The sequence below is a fragment of the Sphingomonas panaciterrae genome, from assembly GCF_036890205.1.
Taxonomy (GTDB): domain Bacteria; phylum Pseudomonadota; class Alphaproteobacteria; order Sphingomonadales; family Sphingomonadaceae; genus Sphingomonas; species Sphingomonas panaciterrae.
In genome coordinates, this window is record NZ_JAKNQR010000001.1 from 1,312,632 (window position 1) to 1,337,772 (window position 25,141).

23 protein-coding genes are annotated in these 25,141 nt (G+C 68.6%); 10 read left to right on the forward strand and 13 right to left on the reverse strand.

Annotation, left to right across the window (positions count from 1 at the left end; translation table 11 throughout):
• Positions 1-68: 68 nt before the first annotated feature.
• Positions 69-1,331: a phosphoribosylamine--glycine ligase gene (gene purD, locus L8F96_RS06440; protein ID WP_334655557.1), complete on the reverse strand. Its 1,263-nt coding sequence runs from the start codon at positions 1,329-1,331 to the stop codon at positions 69-71.
• Here purD and xseA point away from each other — a divergent pair.
• Genes xseA through L8F96_RS06455 form a run of 3 tightly spaced genes read left to right on the forward strand, consistent with a single transcriptional unit; the run spans position 1,330 to position 3,825 of the window.
• Positions 1,330-2,697, forward strand: coding sequence for an exodeoxyribonuclease VII large subunit (gene xseA, locus L8F96_RS06445; RefSeq protein WP_334655558.1), 1,368 nt, complete (start codon positions 1,330-1,332; stop codon positions 2,695-2,697). The two genes, purD and xseA, sit on opposite strands and share 2 nt — an antisense overlap.
• Positions 2,698-2,707: 10 nt before the next feature.
• Positions 2,708-2,908 (forward strand): DUF2093 domain-containing protein, encoded by a 201-nt coding sequence (locus tag L8F96_RS06450; protein WP_334655559.1) that lies wholly within the window; start codon positions 2,708-2,710, stop codon positions 2,906-2,908.
• On the forward strand, positions 2,905-3,825 hold the full coding sequence (locus tag L8F96_RS06455; protein WP_334655560.1) for a M23 family metallopeptidase: 921 nt from the start codon (positions 2,905-2,907) through the stop codon (positions 3,823-3,825). The genes L8F96_RS06450 and L8F96_RS06455 overlap by 4 nt, the downstream gene beginning before the upstream one ends.
• A gap of 10 nt (positions 3,826-3,835) precedes the next feature.
• Here L8F96_RS06455 and L8F96_RS06460 read toward each other — a convergent pair whose 3' ends face one another.
• Positions 3,836-4,660: an HTD2 family dehydratase gene (locus tag L8F96_RS06460; RefSeq protein ID WP_334655561.1), complete on the reverse strand. Its 825-nt coding sequence runs from the start codon at positions 4,658-4,660 to the stop codon at positions 3,836-3,838.
• A gap of 105 nt (positions 4,661-4,765) precedes the next feature.
• Between L8F96_RS06460 and L8F96_RS06465 the strand changes: the two genes are divergently transcribed.
• Together L8F96_RS06465 and L8F96_RS06470 are read left to right on the forward strand one after the other, a co-directional pair.
• Entirely contained in the window at positions 4,766-4,963 is a 198-nt protein-coding gene (locus L8F96_RS06465) for a hypothetical protein (RefSeq protein WP_334655562.1), read from the forward strand.
• Between the two features lie 52 nt (positions 4,964-5,015).
• Positions 5,016-6,869 (forward strand): AMP-binding protein, encoded by a 1,854-nt coding sequence (locus L8F96_RS06470; protein ID WP_334655563.1) that lies wholly within the window; start codon positions 5,016-5,018, stop codon positions 6,867-6,869.
• A gap of 106 nt (positions 6,870-6,975) precedes the next feature.
• Here L8F96_RS06470 and L8F96_RS06475 read toward each other — a convergent pair whose 3' ends face one another.
• Positions 6,976-7,803 carry an arylamine N-acetyltransferase family protein gene (locus tag L8F96_RS06475; protein ID WP_334655564.1) on the reverse strand — a complete coding sequence of 276 codons (828 nt, stop codon included), beginning with the start codon at positions 7,801-7,803 and terminating at the stop codon, positions 6,976-6,978.
• Positions 7,800-9,482, reverse strand: coding sequence for an acyl-CoA dehydrogenase (locus tag L8F96_RS06480; RefSeq protein WP_334655565.1), 1,683 nt, complete (start codon positions 9,480-9,482; stop codon positions 7,800-7,802). The genes L8F96_RS06475 and L8F96_RS06480 overlap by 4 nt, the downstream gene beginning before the upstream one ends.
• A gap of 37 nt (positions 9,483-9,519) precedes the next feature.
• Between L8F96_RS06480 and L8F96_RS06485 the strand changes: the two genes are divergently transcribed.
• Positions 9,520-10,437, forward strand: coding sequence for an L-threonylcarbamoyladenylate synthase (locus L8F96_RS06485; RefSeq protein WP_334655566.1), 918 nt, complete (start codon positions 9,520-9,522; stop codon positions 10,435-10,437).
• 3 nt (positions 10,438-10,440) lie between these two features.
• Here L8F96_RS06485 and L8F96_RS06490 read toward each other — a convergent pair whose 3' ends face one another.
• Together L8F96_RS06490 and msrA are read right to left on the reverse strand one after the other, a co-directional pair.
• On the reverse strand, positions 10,441-10,746 hold the full coding sequence (locus L8F96_RS06490) for a hypothetical protein (RefSeq protein ID WP_334655567.1): 306 nt from the start codon (positions 10,744-10,746) through the stop codon (positions 10,441-10,443).
• 4 nt (positions 10,747-10,750) lie between these two features.
• Entirely contained in the window at positions 10,751-11,296 is a 546-nt protein-coding gene (msrA, locus tag L8F96_RS06495; RefSeq protein WP_334655568.1) for a peptide-methionine (S)-S-oxide reductase MsrA, read from the reverse strand.
• A gap of 65 nt (positions 11,297-11,361) precedes the next feature.
• On the opposite strand from msrA, the gene galE reads away from it, so the two are divergent.
• Both galE and L8F96_RS06505 read left to right on the forward strand, forming a co-directional pair.
• Complete coding sequence (galE, locus tag L8F96_RS06500) at positions 11,362-12,375, forward strand: UDP-glucose 4-epimerase GalE (protein WP_334655569.1); 1,014 nt, start codon at positions 11,362-11,364, stop codon at positions 12,373-12,375.
• Complete coding sequence (locus L8F96_RS06505; protein ID WP_334655570.1) at positions 12,372-13,208, forward strand: HpcH/HpaI aldolase/citrate lyase family protein; 837 nt, start codon at positions 12,372-12,374, stop codon at positions 13,206-13,208. Before galE ends, L8F96_RS06505 begins: the two co-directional genes overlap by 4 nt.
• Positions 13,209-13,223: 15 nt before the next feature.
• On the opposite strand, the gene phbB is transcribed toward L8F96_RS06505, so the two are convergent.
• The 7 genes from phbB to gmd form a co-directional block, all read right to left on the reverse strand.
• On the reverse strand, positions 13,224-13,946 hold the full coding sequence (phbB, locus tag L8F96_RS06510) for an acetoacetyl-CoA reductase (RefSeq protein ID WP_125946390.1): 723 nt from the start codon (positions 13,944-13,946) through the stop codon (positions 13,224-13,226).
• A gap of 30 nt (positions 13,947-13,976) precedes the next feature.
• The gene (gene hemH, locus L8F96_RS06515) at positions 13,977-14,984 is read right to left on the reverse strand and encodes a ferrochelatase (protein ID WP_334655571.1); all 1,008 of its coding nucleotides are present in this window, start codon (positions 14,982-14,984) and stop codon (positions 13,977-13,979) included.
• Positions 14,981-17,194 (reverse strand): molybdopterin cofactor-binding domain-containing protein, encoded by a 2,214-nt coding sequence (locus L8F96_RS06520; protein ID WP_334655572.1) that lies wholly within the window; start codon positions 17,192-17,194, stop codon positions 14,981-14,983. Before L8F96_RS06520 ends, hemH begins: the two co-directional genes overlap by 4 nt.
• An 83-nt stretch (positions 17,195-17,277) precedes the next feature.
• The gene (locus tag L8F96_RS06525) at positions 17,278-18,909 is read right to left on the reverse strand and encodes a long-chain-fatty-acid--CoA ligase (RefSeq protein WP_334655573.1); all 1,632 of its coding nucleotides are present in this window, start codon (positions 18,907-18,909) and stop codon (positions 17,278-17,280) included.
• Between the two features lie 121 nt (positions 18,910-19,030).
• Positions 19,031-20,203, reverse strand: a complete 1,173-nt coding sequence (locus tag L8F96_RS06530; protein WP_046407034.1) for an acyl-CoA dehydrogenase family protein — start codon at positions 20,201-20,203, stop codon at positions 19,031-19,033.
• Positions 20,204-20,270: 67 nt separating this feature from the next.
• Entirely contained in the window at positions 20,271-21,233 is a 963-nt protein-coding gene (gene fcl, locus L8F96_RS06535; RefSeq protein ID WP_334655574.1) for a GDP-L-fucose synthase, read from the reverse strand.
• Between the two features lie 33 nt (positions 21,234-21,266).
• Positions 21,267-22,334: a GDP-mannose 4,6-dehydratase gene (gene gmd, locus L8F96_RS06540; protein WP_301091318.1), complete on the reverse strand. Its 1,068-nt coding sequence runs from the start codon at positions 22,332-22,334 to the stop codon at positions 21,267-21,269.
• Between the two features lie 286 nt (positions 22,335-22,620).
• Here gmd and ahpC point away from each other — a divergent pair, with 286 nt between their 5' ends.
• On the forward strand, positions 22,621-23,184 hold the full coding sequence (gene ahpC, locus L8F96_RS06545) for an alkyl hydroperoxide reductase subunit C (protein WP_046406992.1): 564 nt from the start codon (positions 22,621-22,623) through the stop codon (positions 23,182-23,184).
• Positions 23,185-23,462: 278 nt separating this feature from the next.
• Positions 23,463-25,040, forward strand: coding sequence for an alkyl hydroperoxide reductase subunit F (gene ahpF, locus L8F96_RS06550; RefSeq protein ID WP_334655575.1), 1,578 nt, complete (start codon positions 23,463-23,465; stop codon positions 25,038-25,040).
• Positions 25,041-25,141 lie beyond the last annotated feature (101 nt).

The following is a 25,141-nucleotide window of genomic DNA, read 5'->3' on the forward strand; positions in this document are numbered from 1 at the left end:
TTCCCGCAACGGGGGCGAAACGTTACCGGTCATCCCCGTCGCGACCGTTCCGGCGCGATTTTCCTCGATCAGAGCGCGCGCCAGCCGATATCGCGGCGGCAGAAACCGGTCGGAAAGTCGATCATATCGACCGCGGCATAGGCCCGGCGCTGCGCCTCGGCGACGTCGCCGCCCGTCGCGGTCACGGCCAGCACGCGCCCGCCCGCGGCCACGATCTCCTCACCATCGGCGCGCGTTCCCGCCTGGAACACGACCGCCCCGGTCGCCTCCGCCGCCTCGATCCCGCGGATCGCGCCGCCGGTCTCGGGCGTGCCCGGATAGCCGTTCGCCGCCATCACCACCGTCAGCGCCACGTCATCGGCAAAGGGGGGCGCCGGCATATCGGCAAGCCGCCCTTCCGCCACGGCGAGCAGCGTCTCGACCAGGTCGCCGGCGAAGCGCGCCATCAGCACCTGGCACTCGGGATCACCAAAGCGCACGTTATATTCGATCAGCTTCGGCCCCTCGGCGGTCAGCATCAGCCCGGCATAGAGCACCCCGACATAGGGCGTGCCCGACGCGGCGAGCGCGTCGATCGTCGGGCGCACGATCTCGCCCAGTGCCTGCTCCTCCAGCTCGGGCGTCAGCACCGCGGCGGGGGAGTAAGCGCCCATCCCGCCGGTGTTCGGACCGACGTCGCCGTCGCCAACGCGCTTGTGGTCCTGCGCGCTGCCAAAGCTCGCCGTGCTGGTCCCGTCCGACAGGACGAACAGGCTCGCCTCCTCCCCTTCCAGGAATTCCTCGATCACCGCCTCGGCCGGCCCGCCTGTAAACAGCGCGGCGATCGCCGCCTCGGCCTCAGCCCGCGTCATCGCGACGACCACGCCCTTGCCCGCCGCCAGACCATCGGCCTTGATGACGCAGCGCAACTCGTCGCCGCTCGCGAAATCGTCGAGGCAGGCCAGCGCCCCATCGCGGCTGGTGACGCGGAAATAACGCGCCGTTGGGATGCCGACGCGCGCGCACAGATCCTTGGTGAAGCCCTTCGACCCCTCCAGCTTCGCCGCCTCGCGGCCAGGCCCGAACACGGGCACGCCGATCGCGCGCACATTGTCGGCCAGCCCGTCGACCAACGGCTGTTCCGGCCCGATCACCACCAGGCCGATGCCGTGCCGGCGGACGAAATCGATCACCGCGCGGTGATCCGTCACGTCCAGCGCGGCAAGCGTCGCATGCTGGGCGATGCCGGGGTTGCCGGGCGCCGCATAGAGCGTATCTAGACGCTCAGACTGCGCGAGTTTCCATGCCAGAGCGTGCTCGCGCCCGCCCGATCCGATCAGCAGGACGTTCATGCCCGACCCCTTATTTGACGTTCCCGCGCGGCTCGTAGCGGACCCGGTGCCGGGGGACAACGCAGCCGCGATGTCGGTGGGCGAACTCTCCGCCCGGCTGAAGCGCGTGGTGGAGGGCGAATTCGGCCACGTCCGCCTGCGCGGCGAGATTTCCGGGTTCAAGCGTGTCGCGTCCGGCCATTGCTATCTGTGCCTGAAGGATGACGCCGCGGTGATCGACGGCGTGATCTGGAAGGGGCAGGCCGCCGCGCTCGCCTTTCGGCCGGAGGACGGGATCGAGGTCGTGGCAACCGGCCGCCTCACCACCTATCCCGGCCGCTCGAAATATCAGGTGATCATCGAGCGGATGGAGCTTGCCGGCGCGGGCGCGCTGATGGCGCTGCTCGAACGCAACAAGGCGCGCTTCGACGCCGAGGGGCTGTTCGCCAAGTCAAAGGCGCGTCGCCCGCTGCCCTATCTGCCGCAGCGCATCGGCGTCGTGACCTCCCCCACCGGCGCGGTGATCCGCGACATCATCCACCGGCTGGAGGATCGCTGCCCCAGCCATGTCCTCGTCTGGCCGGTGAAGGTTCAGGGCGATGGCGCGGCGAACGAGATCGCCGCGGCGGTGCGTGGCTTCGATTCGCTGCCCGATCACCTGCGTCCCGATCTCGTCATCGTCGCGCGAGGCGGTGGCTCGATCGAGGATCTGTGGGCCTTCAACGAGGAATCGGTGGTCCGCGCCATCGCCGCCTGCTCGATCCCGATCATCTCCGCCGTCGGCCACGAGACCGATACGACGCTGTGCGACTATGCCGCCGACCTGCGCGCGCCGACGCCCACCGCGGCGGCGGAACTGGCCGTCCCCGTGCTCGCCGACCTGCGCCTCACCGTCGCCGCGCATGCCCAGCGGACCGAGCGGTGCGCGCGCCGCTATATCGATCGCGGGCGCGAGCGGCTCGACGCGATGGTGCGCCTGCTGCCGACGCGCGACCGTTTGCTCGGTCCCCAGCGCCAGCGCACCGACGATCTGGGCGCGCGGCTCGATCGCGGGCTCGAACGCCGCGTGGTGCGTGCCCGCGGCGAACTCGACCGCACCGGCGCGATCCTGCGCCCGGCGCTGCTTCAGCAACGGCTGGATGGCGCCCGGCAACGGCTGGAGGATCTGGGCCGGCTGCTCGCCTCGGTCGATCCCGACGCGCCGCTCGCGCGTGGCTATGCCCGCGTAACCGATCGGTCCGGCGCCACGCTGACCAGCGCCGCCGCCGCCCGCGCCGCGGGGGAGCTGACGCTCAAATTCGCTGACGCTGCGGTGGACGCAAAGGTTGAGGGCGCCCGCGCGCGCTCCTATCCGACCAAGAAACCCGAACAGCCGACGCTGTTCTAGGGAGATAGAAATGTTGATGTCGAATACCGATCGCCCCGCCCGCCTGCACTATATGGCCAATGGCTTCCGTGTCCTGACGCCGGGCGATCATGTCACCTGCGCGGTCAGCGGCGCGCGAATCGCGATCGAGGATCTGCGTTACTGGGACGTGGCGTCGCAGCATGCCTTCGCCTCGGCCACCCTCGCCTCGGAGGCGATGGCTCCGCAATGATCGACTGGCGGCTGGGCCCCGCGATCGTCCTCGCCCTCACCGGCTGCGTGCCAGCCGCCGCCGGCCCCGCCTTCATTTCGGCTCGCCCCCAGCCCGTGCGGGCGCCGGTACAGCCCGCGCCGGTACCGGTGCAGGCCGCACCGGCCCCGCTGCCCCCCGCCGTCATCACCATCGACGGTCCGTTCAGCCAGGGCGGCCTCGCGCGCGGCACCGCGCCCGAAGGAACGGTGTCGCTCACCCTCGACGGCCGGCAAGTCGCGATCGCGCCCGACCGCCGCTTCCTGATCGCCTTTGACCGTGACGCCGCACCCACCGCCACCCTCGAGGCACGGCTGGAGGATGGGCGCACAGCCCGCCGCACGCTGACCGTCGCGCCGCGCGCCTGGCGGATCGAGCGGCTCGACCGCGTCGCCAAATACCCCGTGCCCAGCGCCGATTTCCAGCGCCGCCGCCCCGGCGAGCTGGCGCAGATCGAGGCCGCACGCGCGATCGAGTCTCCGGTCGAGGGCTGGCGCCAGCGGCTGGTCTGGCCGGTCACCGGCCGCATCTCCGGCCTGTTCGGCGCGCAGCGCATCTATCGCGGCGAGCCCGGCTCCTACCATTCCGGCGTCGACGTCGCCCGGCCGAGCGGCACGCCGGTCGTGGCGCCCGCCGATGGCGTGGTCGTGCTCGCCGCCGCCTCCCCCTTCACGCTGGAGGGCAATCTCCTCATCATCGACCATGGCATGGGGCTGAACAGCGCGTTCCTGCACCTCTCGCGGATCGACGTGCCGGTCGGCACACGCGTCCGTCAGGGGCAGACGGTTGGCGCGATCGGCGCCACCGGCCGCGCCTCGGGCCCGCATCTCCACTGGGCGATGAAGTGGCGCGAGGCCCGGATCGACCCGCTGCTGATCGCGGGGCCGATGCCGAACTGAGCGCGCGCCGTCAGGCGATCTGCGCCTCGGCCTCCATGCACGCGCAGCCATCCTGATCGGTCGTCCACAGCGCGACGCTGCCGTCCCCCGCCAGGTTCAGCGCCGCCGCCCGATCGACGAACAGCGGCCGCGCCCCGCGAAACGAGAAATGCGTCAACCGCGTGCCCCGCCGCTGGCGCAGCAAGTGATCGGCCAGCAGCATCGCCTGATAGGGCCCATGCACCACCAGGTCGGGGTACAGCTCCTCCTCCTGCGCATAGGGCCGGTCGTAATGAATGCGGTGCGCGTTGAACGTCAGCGCGGAGAAGCGGAACAGCGCCGTTGCGTCGAACCGAACCGGCTGCTTCGCTTCGGCGACGCGCGGATCGGCCGGTGCCGGCGGCGGCGTGCCATTGCCGGCGCCGCGAAACACCAGGTCCTGTTCCTCGACGATCGCGGTCGCGCCATCGACGACGATGGTATGCCGCACGGTGACAAAGGTCAGCCGCCCCGACCGGCCATCCTTCACCTTTGCATCGGTGACGATACTTCGCCGCTCTGCCCGCGCGCCGATCGGCAGCGGCGCATGGAAGGTCAGCCGGCCGCCCGCCCACATCCGGCGCGGCGCCTCGATCGGCGGCAGCGCCGCCCCGCGTGCCGGGTGGCCGTCGACGCCGATGGTCGATTGCGGCGCTTCGGGCAGGAAATACAGCCAGTGCGCCAGCGGCGGCAGTTCACCTGCCGGCCAATGCCCGCCGTCATGATCGAACAGCGCCGCCAGCCGGCGCAGCGGCGCCGCGACGAGATCATCGGCCTGTACCGTTTCCACCGGCGTCCAGCCGTCGAACTGCTCCATCGCTCTCCCTCCCTCGCGTTGCGGGGGGCCTAGCGCCACGCGGCGAGCCCGCCAAGCGCGGCTACCATCGACTGAACCTGCGCGCCCAGTCGGCGTTGACCCGTCATGGCCAAACCTCCCCATCACCACGCCAACGCCACCGTTCGCGCCGGCAAGCGCGCCCGGATCGGCGCGCGCATCGACATCACCAGCGGCGGCCTGCTCGCGATCGGAGGGCTCGTGTCGGCGATCCTCGTGTCCACCGCGGTGCTGGTCCGCGTCGCCGTGCGCGAGGGCGGCAAGGCAAAGGCGATTCAGCGCTAGGCGAAAGTAATACGGCTGGCTTATATCGGGACAAAATTAGGAGAGAGACCCGATGGCAACCGCCCCCGCCATGCCCAGCCAGCCGCCCTTCCGCCGCCTGCCGCAGAAGGGCCCGGACATTTCCGTCGAGCACCGCGCCGACGGCTCGATCCTCATCAGCTCCAACCATGCGATGGGCACGCCCGCCCGCTCGATCCCGCACCTCATGGCGGAAAAGGCCGCGCTCCACCCCGATCGCCCGTGGCTGATGCAGCGCGCGCCGAACCACGGCCCGTGGCAGGGCGTCACTTATGGCGAGGGCAAGGCTGCCGCCGACAGCGTCGCGCAGTGGCTGCTCGATCGCGGGCTGGGCGCCAATGACGCGGTGATGTGCATCAGCGGCAACTCGGTCGCGCACGGCGTCCTGATGCTCGGCTGCTTCACCGCCGGCGTGCCGATCGCGCCCTTGAGTCCCGCGTACAGCCTGATCTCGACCGATCACGCCAAGCTGAAGCATTGCTTCAACACCGTCCGCCCGCGCATCGTCTTTGCCGAAAATGCCGCGCAGTTCGAACGCGCCTTCGCCACGCTGCGCGATCTCGACTCCTCGCTCACCTTCGTCACCATGGATGGCGGTGCGGGCACCATCCCCTTCAGCGACCTGACCGGCACGCCCGCCACCCCGGCGGTGGATGAAGCGCGCGACGCGCTCACTCACGAGACGGTCGGCAAATATCTCTTCACTTCCGGCTCGACCGGCATGCCAAAGGGCGTGCCGCAGCATCAGGGCATGTTCGTGAACCTCATCGCCGCGTCCGAGGGGCTGCGCGATGATCCCGATCCCGTCGATCACCCGATTTCGCTCGACTGGATGCCGTGGAACCACATCTCTGCCGGCACGATCCACTTCAACGCCAATATCGCCGGCGGCGGCACGCTCTACATCGATGAGGGCAAGCCGATCCCCGGCATGTTCGAGACGACGATCGCGAACCTGCGCGAAGTCTCCCCGATGAGCTTCGGTTCGGCCCCTGTCGCCTTCGCCATGCTGGCCGACGCGATGGAGCGCGATTCCACACTCCGCCAGGCGTTTTTCAAGAACCTGCGCGGCATGGGCTATGGCGGCGCGACGCTGTCCGACGATCTCTACGATCGCATGCAGGCGCTGGCGATCGCCGAGACGGGTGAGCGCATGCCCTTCACCACCATGTACGGCGCGACGGAAACCTTGGGCGTCACCGTCGTTCACTGGGCATCGGAACGCGTCGGCCTGATCGGCCTGCCGCTGCCGGGCTCGACGCTCAAGCTCGTGCCCAACGGCGCCAAGCTGGAAGTTCGCGTGAAGGGTCCGACCGTCACGAGAGGCTATCACAATGACCCGGAAAAGACCGCCGCAGCCTTCGACGAGGAAGGTTTCTACATGCTCGGCGACGCGGCCAAGTTCATTGATCCCGAGCGGCCCGAGCTCGGCCTTGTGTTCGACGGCCGCGTGACCGAGGATTTCAAATTGTCGACCGGCACCTGGGTCTCGGTCGGCACGCTTCGCCCGGACATCTGCGCCGCCTGCTCGCCGTACATTCAGGACGTGGTGATCGCCGGTCAGGACAAGCCCTATATCGCCATCCTCGCCTGGCCCTCGCAGGCCGCGCTTCAGACGCTTGCCGAGGCATCCCCCGGTGCCGATCCGATCCCGACGCTTGAAGCGCTGGTGAAGGAGAAGCTGGAGGCGTTCAACGCCACCGCCGGCGGCTCCTCGCGCCGCATCCGCCGCTTCACCATCCTGCGCACGCCCCCGTCGATCGACGCCGGCGAGATCACCGACAAGGGCTACGTCAACCAGCGCGCGACGCTGACGGCGCGCGACGATGTGGTGAAGGCGCTGTTCACCGAGGAACTCAGCGACGGCGTGATCGAGGTCGACGCGTAACGCCCGGCCGACCCGTCATTCCCGCGAAGGCGGAACCATATCCTCCAACGCCGCGGCTCCATCAGGACCGCGGCGTTCATGTATCGGCTATTCGCGACGCGCCCGCTCAGAACAGCCCGAGCGCCGCGACATCCTCTTTCGACAGGTCGATGCCGAACATCATGCTCAGCCGCATGCGATAGACGCGCGGATCCTCGATCACCGCCGCCGTCTCCTCCTCGCCCGCCCGCCGGCGATACTGCCGGTCGGTCAGCGTCGCCAAGCCGTGCGGCAGTACGATGCTCACCACCTTCAGCGTGGTGAAGCGGGTGTCGGGCGCGGTCGACGTCCAGCGGTTCGCCATCTCCAGATCCGCCGGCCACACCGTGTCGGTGGTGAAGCTGTACTGCGGCTGGAAGCCCTCGCCCCCGCCACGCCCGTCGGTGGTCGCGCTATGCCCATCGCGCAGCAGCATCCAGCCATGTTCGGCATCGCGCACCAGGCGGAACGTCGCCCCATCGGGCGCCTCCGCCTCGGCGCCATCTACCAGCGGCATCGCCGGGGTATAGCTGCCGCCGAATCCCGGATCGGCGATCCATTGCTCATCGCCGAAGGTCACGAGGCTCAGCGTGTGCGTCTTGGGCGGCACCCCGCCGCCGTTCAGCCACACCCGCGCCAGCAGCGGCCGCGCCTCGAACCCCAGCGCCGCCAGCGCATCGAGGAACAGCCGGTTGTGCTCGAAGCAATAGCCGCCCCGCCCCGCGACGACGAGCTTGCCGAACACCGCGTCGGACGAAATATTGATCCCGCGCCCGAGCGGTACGTCGAGATTCTCGAACGGGATTGCCAGTCGGTGCGCGCGCTGCACCGCCGACAGGCCATGATGGTCGACCGTCGCGCGTGCCGGCAGGCGGATGCGCTCCAGATAGGCGGGAAGGTTGAACGGCAGGCTCATGCGGCAAACGCCTCCGCCTCGAGCGCGTAGAGCGGCGCGGCCGGCGCCTCCGCCGCGGCGCGCAGGCCCAGCGCCTCGGGCACGATCTGGTCGAGGTAGAAGGCGACCACCGCCTTCTTCGCCTTGCCGAACGCATCATCGCCAGCCTCGGCCGCTTCCCGCTCCAGCAGCCAGCCGCAGGTCGCGACCGACAGCATCGTCAGGAACGGATAGCTCGCGGCCAGCCGATCATCAGCATCCGCCGTCTGCAACCGCCGGCCGACCGCGTCGCACGCGGCGACCAGCTCGCCCAGCGCCGGATGCGCGGCGCCGCGTAGATCCTCGATCAGCGTCGCGAACGCTGCGCCATTGGACAGCGACAGCTTGCGGCCCACCAGGTCGGCCGCCTGAATGCCGTTCGTCCCCTCATAGATCGGGGTGATGCGCGCATCGCGGAAGAACTGTGCCGCGCCCGTCTCCTCGATATAACCCATGCCGCCATGCACCTGCACGCCGAGGCTCGCGACCTCGTTGCCGATGTCGGTGCCATGCGCCTTGGCCAGCGGCGTCGCGATCTCCAGCCGATCACGCGCCGCCGCGTCACCCAGATTGGCGCGATCCACCTGCCCCGCGGCATAATAGACCAGCGCCCGCGCGGCCTGCGTCTGCGCCTTCATCCGCATCAGCATGCGGCGAACGTCGGGATGCTCGATGATCGCCGCGGCCTTGCCCTCGCGCGCGCCCTGGATCCGCTCGCGGGCATATTCCACCGCCTTCTGCGTCGCGGCCTCGGCCACCTGCACACCCTGCAGGCCGACGTTGAGGCGCGCATTGTTCATCATCGTGAACATCGCGCGCATGCCACCGAACTCCGGCCCGATCAGCTCACCCACACAATCGTCATGATCGCCGAACGACAGCACGCACGTCGGCGAGGCATGGAGCCCCATCTTGTGCTCGATCGAAACGACGCGAACGTCGTTGGACGTGCCGTCGCTGCGCACCTTGGGCACCAGGAACAGCGAAATGCCCTTCGTCCCCTTGGGCGCATCGGGCGTCCGGGCGAGCACCAGATGGACGATGTTGTCGGCGAGGTCATGGTCGCCGAACGAAATGAAGATCTTGGTGCCCTTGATCGAATAGGTGCCGTCGCCGCGCGGCGTGGCAGTGGCCCGAAGCGCGCCGACGTCGCTGCCCGCCTGCGGCTCGGTCAGGTTCATCGTGCCGGTCCACTCGCCGGTGGCAAGCTTGGGCAGCCACGTCGCCTGCTGCTCGGGCGTGCCGTGATGCTGCAACGCCTCGATCGCCCCCACCGACAGGATCGGCGCCAGCGCAAATCCCATGTTGGCGCTGCCCAAAGTCTCCAGCACCGCGCATTGCACGGCGAAGGGCAGGCCCTGTCCGCCGAATTCCTCCGGCACGCCGATCGTGCCCCAGCCGCCTTCGACATAGGCTTTGTACGCCGCCTTGTAGCCGTCGGGCATCACCACCCCGTCCGGCGTCCACTTCGCCCCGACGGTGTCGCCGGCGCGCGCCAGCGGCGCCCATTCGCCCTCGGCCAGCTGCCCGATTCCCTCCAGCACCGCCTCGATCACGTCGGGGCTGGCGGCATGGTAGCGTTCCGTAGCGGCAAGCTCGGCAATGCGCACGATATGCTCGAGCACGAAGCGCTGCTCGGCGACCGGGGCGGTGTAAGGCATGTTCTTCTCCAGTGTCGCGCCGCTATACCGGCACGCGATGACGGCTCAAATCCCTCGAATCCTGCCCTTTGGTGATGCTGCGATCACCGAGGCGGCGGCGCTGATCCACGCGGGCGGGATCGTCGCCGTGCCGACGGAAACGGTATATGGGCTCGCCGCTGACGCAACCAATGCCGATGCCGTCGCGCGGATCTACGCCGCCAAGGGCCGGCCGAGCTTCAACCCGCTGATCGTCCACCTGCCCGATCGCGCCGCCGCCGAACGGATTGCCGTATTCGACGATGCCGCCCGCGCGCTCGCGAATCGCTGGTGGCCGGGGCCCCTGACCCTCGTCCTGCCGCTGCGCCCCGACGCGGGAATCGCCGGCCTCGTCACCGCCGGCCTCGACACGATCGCGCTCCGGGTGCCGGCGCACCGCGCGATGCAGGCGCTGCTGCACGCCTCGGCTCGCCCGCTCGCCGCCCCCTCCGCCAACGCCAGCAACGCGATCAGCCCGACCCGCGCGTCGCATGTCGCCGCCAGCCTTGGCACCCGCGTGCCGCTGATCCTCGACGATGGCCCGACGACCGCCGGCCTCGAATCCACCATTGTCGAAAACGGCACGATCCTTCGCCCCGGCCCGATCACCGCGGAGCAGCTCGGCCTGGTAGCGGCCGTTCTCGGCCAGAAAGTGACTGCCCCCGGCCAGCTCGCCACGCATTACGCCCCCGCCAAGCCGCTGCGCCTCAACGCCACGGCGCGTCAGGGCGACGAATGGCTGATCGGCTATGGCGATATCGCCGGCGATGACACGCTCTCGGCCGCCGGCGATCCGGTAGAGGCCGCCGCCCGCCTGTTCGACGCACTTCACCGCGCTGACACTGCCTCGCGGGCGAAGATCGCCATCGCCCCCGTGCCGGACGACGGTATCGGCGCCGCGATCAACGATCGCCTGCGCCGCGCCGCGCACCGCTAGTTCTCAGGCAAGCCGATAGGGCGACGGATCGCCCACCTCGTCGATCAATTGCGCCCGCGCCTCGGCGAGGCTGCGGCGATAGTCCGCCCCCAGCGCCCCGGGCGCCAACCCTCGTGCTGTCTCCAGCCCGTCAAGGATCGCCGCATCGTCCGCGTGCACGATGCGCCCGACCAGCGCATCCGCATCCTCTCCGATCTGCGCCGCCAGCACCCGCATCGTGCGGGCGCGCAGCCGGAACTCGAAGTCCACCAGCCGCGCGGTTTCGACCTCCGCCTTCTTCAGCAGCGCGGCGCGGAGGTCGAACGCCATCGCGTCAGGCGGAGACGGTCGCGGCCTTGGATCGCGCCGCGAAGCTCTTGCGCAGCTTCTGCAGCTTGGGCGGGATCACCGCCAGGCAGTACGGGTTCCGCTGGCCCTCGCCGTTCCAATATTCCTGGTGGTAATCCTCGGCCGGATACCATTCGTCGGCATATTCGATCGTGGTGACGATCGGCTTGTCATGGTCTTCCTGCGCCCGCGCGATCGCCTGGTTCGCCTGCTCCTCCTGCATCACCGTCATCGGGAAAATGGCGGAGCGGTATTGCGTGCCCACGTCATTGCCCTGGCGATTGAGCTGCGTCGGATCATGCGTCGCGAAGAAGATGTCGAGCAGGTCGCCATAGCTGATCTGCTGCGGATCGAAACCGACGCGGATCGCCTCGGCATGGCCGGTATCGCCGCTGCACACCTGCTTGTACGTCGGCTTGGGCACGGTGCCGCCGATATAGCCGCTCTCGACGCTTTCCACGCCGATCACGTCCTTGAACACGGCCTCGGTGCACCAGAAGCAGCCACCGGCAAGCGTCGCATATTCGGTCATGGATGCAGTCTCCTTTGCGGCCCATGTAGGAAGCCGCTAGGTCGCACGCAAAGAGGGAGATCGACATGGCGCTTGGCGGCGAAACTTTGGGCGGCAAGGTGATGGTGACGGGCGGGGCCGGCTATATCGGCAGCCACGCGGTGCTGGCGCTGCTCGATTCCGGCCATGACGTCGTCGTGATCGACAATCTCGTCACCGGGTTCGACTGGGCGGTCGATCCGCGCGCCGCCTTCGTCAACATCGCGGTCGAGGATCCGGGCGTGCGCGACGTGATCCGCGATCACAACGTCCGCGCGATCATGCATTTCGCCGGCTCGGTCGTGGTGCCGGAATCGGTCGAGAACCCGCTCAAATATTATCGCAACAACACCGCCGCTACGCGCAGCCTGATCGAAAGCGCGGTGGCCGAGGGCGTACCGCACTTCATCTTCTCATCGACCGCGGCGACCTACGGCAACCCGACGAAGTCGCCGATCACCGAGGCCGACCCGCAACTGCCCATCAATCCGTACGGCATGTCGAAGCTGATGACGGAGGCGATGCTGCGCGATGTCGCGGCGGTGCATCCGATGAACTATGGCGCACTGCGCTATTTCAACGTCGCGGGCGCCGATCCGCAATCGCGCAGCGGCCAGTCCACCGTCGGCGCCACCCACCTCATCAAGATCGCGGTCGAGGCCGCAACCGGCAAGCGCGCCGCCGTCGGCGTGTTCGGCACCGATTTCGCCACCCGCGACGGCACCGGTGTGCGCGACTACATCCACGTCTCCGACCTTGCCGATGCGCATGTCGCCGCCTTGAAGCAGCTGATCGCCGCCCCGACCGAAAGCTTCACCTTCAATTGCGGCTATGGGCGCGGCTTCTCGGTGCTCGAAGTGCTCGACGCGGTTGATCGCGTCACCAACATGACGATCGAGCGCCGCATCGAGGGCCGCCGCGCGGGCGACCCGGCGGAGCTGGTGGCGGATAACAGCGCGATCCTCGCCGCGCTCGACTGGCAGCCGAAGCGCGCCGATCTCGACGGCATCGTGCGCGATGCGCTCGCCTGGGAACGCAAGCTTGCGGAGATGGGTAAATGAAGCTTCGATCGCTCCTGTTCGTCCCCGGTGACCGGCCGGAACGCTTCCCCAAGGCAGTGGCGACCGGCGCTGACGCGCTGATCCTCGACCTCGAGGACGCCGTCGCCCCTGATCGCAAGCCGGAGGCGCGCGCCGCCGTCCGCGCCTGGATCGAGGCCCCGCGCGAGGATGGTCCGGCCATCTTCGTGCGCAGCAACCCGATCGACAGCGACGATGTGGCCGCCGATCTGGAGGCGCTCGCCGGCCTGTCGCCCGACGGAATCGTCCTTCCCAAGGCGGAAGGGGCGTCCTCGGTCGCCACCCTCACCGATCGCCTGCCGGGCGATTATGCGATCCTGCCCGTCGCCAGCGAGACGGCCGCGGCGGTGTTCCAGCTCGGCACCTTCGGCAGCGTCGCGGGCCGCCTCGCCGGCGTCACCTGGGGCGCGGAGGATCTCCCCGCCGCGATCGGCGCGACCAGCGCGCGTGAGGAGGACGGCAGCTACACCGATCCCTATCGCGTGGTCCGTGCGCTCACCCTGTTCGGCGCGCACGCCGCCGGGGTGCCTGCGATCGAAACGGTGTTTCCCGATTTCCGTAACCTCGACGGTCTCGCCGCCTATGCGGCGCGCGGCCGCCGCGACGGGTTCACCGGCATGCTGGCGATCCACCCGACGCAGGTCGCCGTCATCAACCAGGCCTTCACGCCGAGCGAGGCCGAACTGGCGCACGCCCGCGCCGTCATCGCCGCGTTCGAGGCCAATCCAGGCGCCGGCGCGCTTCAGCTCGACGGGAAGATGATCGACGCCCCACACCTCAAAAGCGCCCGCCGCCTGCTCGCCCTGGTGGAATAACCCCCGCGGCGGCGGTCAGTACATGTGCTGGCCGCCGTTGATGCTCAGCGTCGATCCGGTAACGAAGCCCCCGTCCTCCGAACAGAGGAAGGCGACGCCGCGCGCGATCTCCTGCGCACGGCCCAGCCGCCCGACGGGGATCTTGGCGACGATCTTGTCCAGCACCTCGCCCGGCACCGCCGCCACCATGTCAGTGTCGATATAGCCGGGCGCGATGGCATTGACGGTCACGCCGACGCGCGCCCCTTCCAGCGCCAGCGCCTTGGTGAAGCCGTGGATGCCGCTCTTCGCCGCGGCGTAATTCACCTGGCCATATTGCCCGGCCTGGCCGTTGATCGACCCGATGTTGACGATCCGCCCCCATTGTCGCTCGCGCATTCCCGGAAACACCGCCTTGGCCATGTTGAAACACCCGCCAAGGTTGGTGTCCATGACTTCCTTCCACATCTGGTAGGTCATCTTCATGAAGGTGCCGTCGCGGGTGATGCCGGCATTGTTGACCAGCACGTCAACCGGGCCCAGCGCCGCCTCCACGTCGGCAACCCCCGCCAGGCACGCCTCATGATCGCTGACGTCCCAGCGGACTGCGCGGATGCCGGTACGCGCGGTGAAATCCGCCGCACGCGCGTCGTTGCCGGCATAATTGGCGGCCACGGTCAGGCCCATGTCGCGCAGCGCGATGCTGACGGCTTCACCGATGCCCCGCGTGCCGCCAGTGACGATCGCAACCCGCCCCATCAGTCCCCCCTCGTTCAGTGTCCGCGAACGCTAGGTGACGGGCAGCCAGCCTTCAAGCTCGCGGCGGATCAGCGTGCGTAACAAATCAAGTCCGACCGGGCTGTCGTTCAGGCACGGCAGATAGGCAAAGTCGCTGCCCCCCGCCTCGATGAACGTCTCGCGCCCGCGGATCGCCAGTTCCTCCAGCGTTTCAAGGCAGTCGGCGGAAAAGCCCGGCGCCACGATCGCCACCTTGCGGATGCCGCGCGCGGGCAACTCGGCCAGGACCACATCGGTCGCCGGCTCCAGCCAGCGGGCGCGGCCGAACCGCGACTGGAAGGTGATCGTCACCTCGCGCCCCAGCGCCTCGCCCAGCAGCCGCGCCGTCTTCTGGCACTGGCAATGATATGGGTCGCCCAGCTTCAGCGTCCGCTCGGGCATCCCGTGGAAACTGGTGAGCAGCGCGTCGGGCGTGAAGGGCAAGGCGGCCATCGCCTGGCGCACCGACGTCGCCAGCGCGGCGATATAGGCGGGATCGTCATGGTAGGGCGGCAGCGTGCGGATCGCCGGTTGCCAACGCATCTGCGCCAGCTTGGCAAAGGCCTTGTCGTTCGCGGTCGCCGTCGTCGCACCCGAATATTGCGGATACAGCGGCGCCAGCAGGATGCGATCGCAGCCACCATCCTTCAGCGCCTGGATCCGGTCGCCGATCGCAGGATTGCCGTAGCGCATGGCGTAATCCACCGTGACGTCCGGCCCGAAGTCACCGGCCAGCGCCTGCGCCTGCGCGCGCGTGATCGCCGCCAGTGGCGAACCATCCGCGCGCCACACCTGCTGATAGGCGTGCGCCGACTTCTTGGGTCGCGTGGTCAGCACCGCACCGCGCAAAATGGGCTGCCAGATCAGCCGCGGGATCTCGACGACACGGGGGTCCGACAGGAATTCCGCCAGATAGCGGCGCACCGCGGGCGGATCGGGCGCGTCGGGCGTGCCGAGGTTGATCAGCAGGACGCCGATACGGCGCGGCGCGATCGGGGGGTGATCGGGGGGCGGGGTCATGATGCTCCAAACGGCAGGGTGCGGGGGCGGTTGCCCGCGGCGGCGGCCAGCGCGTTGGCGATGGCGGGGGCAACCGCCACGACGCCAAGGTCGCTGACCCCGCCCGGATCGCCCCGGCTGGGGATGAGTTCGACGGTGATCTCCGGCGTATCCGCCAGCCGCGGCAACCGCAGGTCGCCCAGCGTGCGCGTATCGGCCAGCCCGGCGGTGAAATGCGGCGCCCGGCCGGTCGCCAGCGCCAGGCCCAGCAGGATGCCGCCCTCCACCTGCTGGCGTACGACATCGGGGTTGATCGCCCGCCCGCAATCCACCGCAGCGACGATCCGGTCGACCTTCACCCCGCCGCTGCCGTCCTGCTGCGCCTCGGCGACCAGCGCGATCCGGCTGCCGGCCATGGCATGGCACGCCAGCCCCTGCCCCGTGCCCGCCGCCCCGCCGTCCCACTCGCCGAGCGCGGCGGCGGTGCTGAGGCAGCGGGCGAGCTGCGGGTCATGGCCCAGCATCCCGATCCGGTAGGACATCGGCTCGGTTCCGGCACGATGCGCCAGCTCGTCGATGAAACATTCGGTGAAAAAGGCATTGGCGCGATCCGCCCCGCCGCGCAGATGCCCGACGGTCAGCGGGATATCGGCCGGATGGTGGAGGATCGACGCCGCCGGAAAGGCATAAGGCGGCACCGCGCCGGCCATCGCATAGCCATCCGCGCGCTGGGGCAGGAACATCGCCGACCGTGCCAGCGCATCATGGCCCAGCAATCGGTCGGTCAGCGCCGCGCCGGTGGCGGGGGTGGCGATGCGCGCCTGCCAGTCCAGGATCCGCCCGTCGCTCGCCAGCCGCGCGGCCATGCGCGCACGCGCCGGCGCGCCGAACCGGTCGTGCAGCGTCGCCTCGCGCCGCGTCCATAGCAGCTGCACCGGCCGGCGCAGCGTCGCCGCCAGGATCGCGGCCTGCTCCACCGCCTCATGGTCGAGCGCGCGGCCGAACGATCCGCCGATCACCATCGGATGAATGGTGACGGCCTGTTCGGACACGCCGATCGCGCGCGCGGCGGCGGCACGGGCCAGCCCCGGCGCCTGCGTCGGCGCCCATAGTTCCAGCCGGTCGCTGTGCCACCATGCCGTCGCGCACGGCGTCTCCAGCGATGCGTGGACACCGGGCCCGATCGCGTAGCTCGCGCGCGCCACATCGCCCGCCAGCTCGTCCGCCGCCTCGCCGTGCCGCGCAAACGCCAGTGCGGGTCGCTCGAACGCCGCCTCCAGTCCGGCATCGATCGCCGCGCTGTCCGCCAGCCCACCGCGCGTCTCGAACCGCGGGCGAAGCGCCGCCAGCCCCTGGATCGCCGCCCAGCTGGTATTGGCGACCACCGCCACCCAATGCGGATTCTCGACCACCCCGGTCACGCCGCGCACCCGGTCCGCCGCCGGCTTGTCGACCCGCACCAGTCGGCTGTGTGTGACGCCCGCGGGCCCCTGCGCGATCGTCGCGAACACCATGTCGGGCAGCCGCACGTCGGCGGTGAAGTTCACCGATCCATCGACCTTCGCCGGCGCGTCCAGCCGTGGCAGCGACTGACCCGACAACCGCCCCTCGTCACCAAAGCGCAGCGGCAATTCCTCGGGCAGGTCGAACCCCGCCGCCTCCGCCGCCAGCTCGCCGAAGCGCAGCCGCCGGTTGCCGTTAACAACGAAGCCGTCAGCGGTGTCGCATTGCTCCCAGTCGACGCCCCAGTGCTTGGCCGCCGCCTTGGTCAGCAGCACGCGCGCCGCCGCCCCCGCCTCGCGCAGCGGCGCCTCGAACATCCGGACGGAGGTGGAGCCGCCGGTCAGCACCAGCCCCGATCGCACCCAATGCTCGCGCCGGATCGCGTCGGGGACATGCGCCAATCCGCCGCCGAACAGCGCCGCCGCGGCCAGCGGATTGGCATAGGTCGGCCCAGGAACCGCCGCTTCCACCCCGATAGTGCGCCAGTCCGCGCCCAGCTCGTCCGCGACGATCTGCGGCAGGGTGGTATAGACGCCCTGGCCATGCTCGGCTTGCGGAACGGCAATGGTGATGCGGCCGTTGTGCGCGATCTTCAGCCACGCGCCGATCGCGGTCTCGTTGCGCTCGGGCGCGAGGTCGACGGCATAATGGCGCGGCCACACCGCCCAGGCGAGCGCGAGCCCGGCCCCCGCCCCTCCGGTCACCAACAAGGTTCGACGCGAGATCATCGCGCGCGTCTGTAGCGCGCGGCGATCATCGCGTCATTGCCCTGCGTTCGATGACAATTATCGACGGAAAGCGCCCGTGCGCGTCAGTCGAGCGCCACCGCCAGCACATAGCCGGCCATCTGCTGCCGGATCAGCTTCTTGTCGATCTTCCCCGTCGCGCCGAGCGGGATCTCCTCCACGAAGACCACATCGTCGGGCATCCACCATTTGGCGATCTTGCCCTCCAGGAACGCGAGCAGGTCGTCGCCCGTCGCTGCCTCACCCGGCTTCAGCTGACACAGCAGGATCGGTCGCTCGTCCCATTTCGGATGCGCGACGCCGATCACCGCGGCGATCGCCACCGATGGGTGGCCGACCGCGATATTCTCGATCTCGATCGAGCTGATCCATTCGCCGCCCGATTTCACCACGTCCTTCGCGCGATCGGTGATCTGCATATAGCCGCGCCGGTCGATCTTCGCGACGTCGCCGGTGTCGAAATAGCCCTCCTCGTCCAGGATCTCGCCGCCCTCGCCACCAAAGTAGGAGGAGACGATCGTCGGCCCCTTGATCTTGAGGTGCCCGAACGTCTCGCCATCATGCGGCAATGGGTTGCCGTCATCATCGGTCAGCTTGAACTTTAGCCCGCACATCAGCCGGCCCTGCTTGATCTTGTGCGCGACCTGCGCATCGTCATCCATCGCCGCCACCTCGGCGCTGGGCGAGGACAGGGTGGCGAGCGGCGAGGTCTCGGTCATCCCCCAGCCCTGCGTGACTTCGACGCCATATTCGTCGCGGAACGCACGGACCAGCGCCTCGGGCACCGCCGATCCGCCGATCGTCACCCGGCTGAGCGTGTCGATCCGCCGCCCCGATGTGCGCAGATACTGCAGCAGCCCCTGCCACACCGTCGGCACCGCGGCGGAATATGTGACGCCCTCGCTCTCGATCAGGTCGCAGATCGATTCGCCGTCCATCCGGGGCCCCGGCAGCACCAGCTTCGCGCCGACTGCGGGCGCGGAATAGACCACGCCCCAGGCATTGGCATGGTACATCGGCACCACCAGCAGCACCGTGTCGCGTCCCGACAGCGCCAGCGCATCGGCCTGCAGCGTCAGCATGGTGTGGAGGTAATTGGAGCGGTGCGAATACAGCACGCCCTTGGGATTGCCGGTCGTCCCGCTGGTGTAGCACAGGCCACAGGCAAGCTTCTCGTCGAACCCGCCCCAGGCATATTCCGCCGGCTCGCCCGCGATCCAGTCGTCGAACGCGGTGGCGGCATAATCGGTCGCCGGCATCGACGCGGCATCGCACAGGAAGATCACCCGCTCGATCGACGGCGCCTGCGGCAGCAATTGCGCGACCAGATCGGCACAATTGGGATCGGCCAGCAGGATGCGATCGCCGGCGTGATTGGCGATATAGACGATCTGTTCCAGGAACAGCCGCGGGTTCAGCGTGTGGAGCACCGCGCCCATGTTGGTCGCACCATACCAGGCGGCGACATGGCGATGCGTGTTCCAGCCCATGGTGGCGACCCGGTCGCCCTGGCGGATGCCGGCGCGCGACAGCGCCGACGACACCTGCTTCGCCATGTCGCGGATGCTGGCGTAATTGCTGCGGGTCACATGGCCCGCCGCATCGCGCGACACGACCTCGCGCCCCGGCTGCCAGGTGGCGGCATGGTCGAGGAAGGTATCGACGGTCAGTTGCCCCGACTGCATCAGACCCAGCATCACATTCTCCATCTACGCGCCGGGCCTGCTGCCCCGGGCTCTTCGGTTTTCCACGCCATCGCGGTCGCCGACTGTGCGGCAGGGGGCATGCCGGCACAAGGCCGCCCCGCGCCGCATGGCGTCAGCCGGCCTGCGCCGCCTTCCAGTCGCGCTTCACCTTCTTCGCGAGGCTCCATTTGTGAACCTCGGTGGGGCCGTCATAGATGCGGAACGCGCGCACCTCGCGGAACACCTGCTCGACGATCGTGTCCCCGCTGACGCCCGTCGCGCCCATCACCTGAACGCAGCGATCGGCGATGCGCATCAGCGCCTCCGACACCGCGACCTTCGCCATCGAGCTTTCCACCGTGCCCAGTACGCCGGTGTCGAGCACGTCGGCGCACCAATCGATCATCAGCTCGGCCTGTTTCAGGTCGATCAGATTCTCCGCCAGCATGAAACCGACGCCTTCATGGTCGACCAGGGGCTTGCCGAAGGCGTGGCGGCGATTGGCGTAATCGGTCGCAATCTCATGCGCGCGGGCGCAGGCGCCATGCCAGCGCATGCAGTGCGTCAGCCGCGCGGGCGCGAGGCGAACCTGCGCCAGCTTGAAGCCATCGCCGGGATCGCCCAGCATCTGGTCGGCCGGCACGCGAAGATTGTCGATCGTCACCACCGAATGGCCGCCCGGCATCGAGCTGTCGATCGTGTCGAGCACGCGTTCGATGCGGATCGCAGGGTCGGGCAGGTCGACGAGGAACATCGACGCCCCTTCGTCGGCCTTGGCCATGACGATGCCGACCTTTGCGCCATCAGCGCCGGTGATGAACGTCTTGCGGCCGTTGATGACCCAGTGGTTGCCGTCGCGCACTGCGGTGGTGCGCATCATCGACGGGTCGGAACCGGCGCCACCGCCGCCCTCGCCGTCCATCGCCGGTTCGGTCATGAAGAAGGCCGAACGCGCCTCGCCGGCGACGAGCGGCTTCAGGAACCGCTCCTTCAGCTCGGGGCTCGCCTTCTGGCCGAGGAGGTACATATTGCCCTCGTCCGGGGCCATCACGTTCACCGCCAGCGGCCCCAGCGGCGACAGCCCCGACGCGCGCAGCACGTCCGCCGTCTCGCGATGCGTCAAATGGCCACCGTCGGGCAGGATGTGCGGCGTCAGCACGCCCGCCTTGCGCGCCAGCCCGCGCATTTCCTGCACCAGTTCGTCGGATGGCCCGTGCGTGCCGCACCGCGGATCCCGTTCGTACGGCACGATCGTCCCGCGCACGAACGCCTCGACCTTGGCGGCGATCTCCTGGCCTCTCGTCATCCCCATTCCCGCATGATTATTGTCAGATGAGGGGGCTAATGTCGTGTTTCGTTTCGTGTCGCCAGCCCTAACGCTGGCCGCGCACATCGCCCGCCGCCTCGCAGAACCAGCGACAGGTGCCCGCAATCCCATCCGCCAGGGTGATGCGCGGCTGCCATCCCAGCGCACGCAGCCGGCCTGAATCGACCAGCTTGCGCGGCGTGCCATCGGGCTTCGCCGGGTCCGCCACGATCGCGCCGTCGAACCCGATCGCGCGCGCCACCATCGCCGCCAGCTCGCGGATGGTCACTTCCTCGCCCGACCCGACGTTGATCGGCGCATCGTCCGAATAATGCATCATCAGGAACACGCAGGCGTCGGCCAGGTCGTCGACGTGCAGGAATTCGCGCCGCGGCGTCCCGCTGCCCCAGATCGGCATCGCCGCGGCCCCCGCAACGCGCGCCTCATGCGCCTTGCGAATCAGCGCCGGCAGGACATGGCTCGATTCAAGGTCGAAATTGTCCCCCGGGCCATAAAGGTTGGTCGGCATTGCGGCGATGAAGTCGCAGCCGTGCTGGCGGCGATAGGCCTGGACGAGCTTTACCCCGGCGATCTTGGCGATCGCATACCATTGGTTGGTCGGCTCCAGCGGCCCAGCGAGCAGCGCCTCCTCGCGGATCGGCTGGGCTGCCAGCCGCGGGTAGATGCACGACGACCCGAGGAACAGCAGCTTCTCCACCCCCGATCGGTGCGCCGCGTCGATGACGTTCGCGGCGATCATCAGATTGTCGTGCAGGAAATCGGCCGGGTAGCGATCATTGGCCAGGATCCCGCCGACCCGCGCCGCCGCCAGGAACACCGCCTGCGGGCGGTTGGCGGCGAACCAGTTCCCCACCGCCGCCTGCCGGGTGAGGTCAAGCTCCTCCCGCCCGACCGTCACGATGGTGCAGCCCACCCCTTGCAGCCGCCGCACCAGCGCGGCGCCCACCATCCCGCGATGCCCCGCGACCAGCACGCGCTTGCCCGCGAGGTCATACGGCCGCCCGATCACGCGCGCGCCCTCGCCCGCAACCCCGCCATCACGTCAGGCATGATGCGCGATCGGCGCGGTCTTCATCGCATCGAGGTCCGCCAGCACCATTTCGCGCGCCAGTTCCCGCACGCTCGTCTCATGCGCCCAGCCCAGCTTCTGCTTGGCCTTGCGCGGGTCGCCGATCAGCAGGTCGACCTCGGTCGGCCGGAAATAACGCTGGTCGATCTCCACCCGGCAATCGCCGCTGCGATCGCAATAGCCCTTCTCGGCCACCCCCTCGCCATGCCAGCGCAGCGTGATCCCGACATCGGCGAACGCCCATTCGACGAAATGCCGCACCGGCGTCGTCTCGCCGGTCGCCAGCACATAATCGTCCGGCTCGTCCTGCTGCAACATCATCCACATGCCGCGGACGTAGTCTCGCGCATGGCCCCAGTCGCGCCGCGCATCGAGGTTGCCGAGATACAGCCGCTCCTGCCGCCCCAGCCTGATCGCCGCCGCCGCCCGCGTAATCTTGCGCGTGACGAACGTCTCGCCGCGTACCGGGCTCTCGTGGTTGAACAGGATGCCGTTGGAGGCGTGCATCCCATATGCCTCGCGATAATTCACCACGATCCAGTAAGCGTACAGCTTCGCCACGCCATAGGGTGATCGCGGGTAGAAGGGCGTCGTCTCGCGCTGCGGCACTTCCTGCACCAGCCCGTACAGCTCCGACGTCGACGCCTGGTAGAACCGCGTCGTCTGCTCCAGCCCCAGGATGCGGATTGCCTCCAGCAGCCGCAAGGTGCCGATCGCGTCGGCGTTGGCGGTATATTCGGGCGATTCGAAGCTCACCTGCACATGGCTCTGCGCCGCCAGATTGTAGATTTCGGTCGGCTGCACCTGCTGCACCAGCCGGATCAGGTTGGTCGCGTCGGTCAGGTCGCCATAATGAAGGTGAAAGCGAGGATCGTCTTCGTGCGGATCCTGATAGATATGTTCGATCCGCCCCGTGTTGAACGAAGATGATCGTCGCTTCACGCCATGGACCTGATAGCCCTTGGCCAGCAGCAATTCGGACAGATACGCCCCGTCCTGCCCCGTCACGCCGGTGATCAGCGCCACCTTTCGCTGCGACATCATGTTTTCCCCGCCCCGTTAACCATGAGGCTAGGCGACGTTACTGGCGCCGGCAAGCCACAGGCGACGAAATGATGTGCCGCGGCAGGATCCTTGCCGCGCCGCAATGCGTTGATCCGTCGACCAGTCGGTCGCGCGGCGCCCCAGCGATCCCAACCCGTTGAAAAACGATGTATTCAGGAAAACGGTAATCGACTCTTTCGATCACCCACATCCAATATAAACGATTGGATCACTCGCTGCGGCGCACTATCTCGGGGCCTCGGATACACCCAAGGAGTTACGCATGTCGCTTATCGGCACGACCATCAAGCCGTTCGAGACCCAGGCCTACAAGGACGGCAAGTTCATCACCGTCACCGACGCCGATACCCGTGGCAAGTGGGCGGTGTTCTTCTTCTACCCGGCCGACTTCACCTTCGTGTGCCCGACCGAGCTGGAGGACCTCGCCGATCATTACGAGACGTTCCAGAAGATGGGCGTCGAGATCTACTCGGTGTCGACCGACACGCATTTCAGCCACAAGGCATGGCACGACACCTCGCCGGCGATCGGCAAGATCAAGTTCACCATGCTGGGTGACCAGAACCACACCATCTCGAACAATTTCGAGATCCTGCGCGCTGGCCAGGGCCTCGCCGATCGCGGCACCTTCGTCGTCGATCCCGATGGCGTGATCCAGCTGATGGAAGTCACCAGCGAAGGCGTCGGCCGCAACGCGGTCGAGCTGCTGCGCAAGATCAAGGCGGCGCAGTACATTGCGGCGCACCCGGGTGAGGTTTGCCCGGCGAAGTGGGAAGAGGGTGAAACCACGCTCGCCCCGTCGCTCGACCTCGTCGGCAAGATCTGAGCGGCCACGCAACGATCATGGGCGGGGCAGCGTAACGGCCCCGTCCAGCACGCCGTCATGCCGGGCCCGTCCCGGCATCCACCACCCCGCAGGCGCGCCCCCGCGCCCGGTATGCTGGACAAGGATGGGCCCCGGCCACGCGGCCGGGGCGACGACGGTCCCCCCACCTGCCCTCACGCCAGCGGTGCGGCGCCCTCCCCCCGCGTCTCCCCCCTGCCCCCGACGCGGGGCCGCACCGCTGACGTGACGGCAGACAGCAATCACGAAAAGGGCTTTTGATGCTCGACCAGAATCTGAAGACCCAGCTCAAGGGTTATCTCGCCAACATCCGCCAGCCGATCGAGCTGGTCGCCTCCACCAACGACAGCGCCAAGTCGCGCGAGATGATGGAGCTGCTGGACGAGGTCGCCGCACTGTCCGACCAGGTCAGCGTGGTGCGCGCCGACGACGACCAGCGTCGCCCCTCGTTCCTGATCCGCCGTGTCGGCACCGACATCGGCGTGCGCTTCGCCGGCGTGCCGATGGGGCATGAATTCACCTCGCTCGTCCTCGCGCTGCTGCAGGTCGGCGGCCACCCGTCGAAGCTGTCGCAGGAAGTGATCGCGCAGGTCCAGGCGCTCGACGGCGACTATCAGTTCGAAAGCTATTTCTCGCTCACCTGCCAGAACTGCCCCGACGTGGTGCAGGCGCTCAACCTCATGAGCGTGCTGAACCCGCGCATCCGCCACGTCGCGATCGAGGGTGGCGCCTTCCAGGACGAGGTCGAGGCGCGGCAGATCATGTCGGTGCCGGCGATCTTCCTCAACGGCCAGCCGTTCGCGCAGGGCCGCATGGACGTGGAGCAGATTCTCGCCAAGCTCGACACCGGCGCGGTCGCCCGCACCGCGGAGAAGATCTCGGCCAAGGAGCCGTTCGAGGTGCTCGTCGTCGGCGGCGGTCCGGCCGGCGCTTCGGCGGCGATCTATGCCGCGCGCAAGGGTATCCGCACCGGCATCGCGACCGAGCGGTTCGGCGGCCAGGTGCTCGACACCATGTCGATCGAGAATTTCATCTCCGTCCCGCATACCGAGGGGCCCAAGCTCGTCGCCCAGCTCGAACAGCATGTCGGCGACTATGACGTCGACGTGATGAACCTGCAGAAGGCGGCGAAGCTCGTTCCCGCCACGCAGGAAGGCGGCCTCCACGAAGTCACGCTGGAAAGCGGCGCGACGCTGAAGGCGCGCACCGTGATCCTGTCGACCGGCGCACGCTGGCGCCAGATGAACGTGCCGGGCGAGGACGCCTATCGCAACAAGGGCGTGACCTATTGCCCGCACTGCGATGGACCCTTGTTCAAGGGCAAGCGCGTCGCGGTGATCGGTGGCGGCAATTCGGGCGTCGAGGCAGCGATCGACCTCGCCGGCATCGTCGCCCATGTGACGCTGATCGAGTTCGACCGCGACCTGCGCGCCGACGCGGTGCTTCAGCGCAAGCTCGCCAGCCTCCCGAACGTGAAGGTCATTACCTCTGCGCTCACCACCGAGGTGAAGGGCGACGGCAGCAAGGTGACCTCGCTCACCTACAAGGATCGCAATCACGACACGCTGCATGAGATCGAGCAGGAGGGCATCTTCGTCCAGATCGGCCTCGTCCCCAACACCGAATGGCTGAAGGACACGGTCGCCCTGTCCAACCGCGGCGAGATCGAGATCGACCATCGCGGCGAAACCTCGCGCCCCGGCATCTTCGCGGCCGGCGACTGCACGACCGTGCCGTACAAGCAGATCGTGATCGCGATGGGCGAAGGGTCGAAGGCGTCGCTGTCGGCGTTCGACTATCTCATCCGCCTGCCCGCCGACCTCGCCGAGGCAGCCTGATCCACCAGCCCCGGCGCCCGCGCGGGCGCCGGGGCGACCGGCCCGCCCCTGTTGTCTTAAGCTCGCCGCAATGCTCAGGCGTTAGGGCGGCGCCAGACACA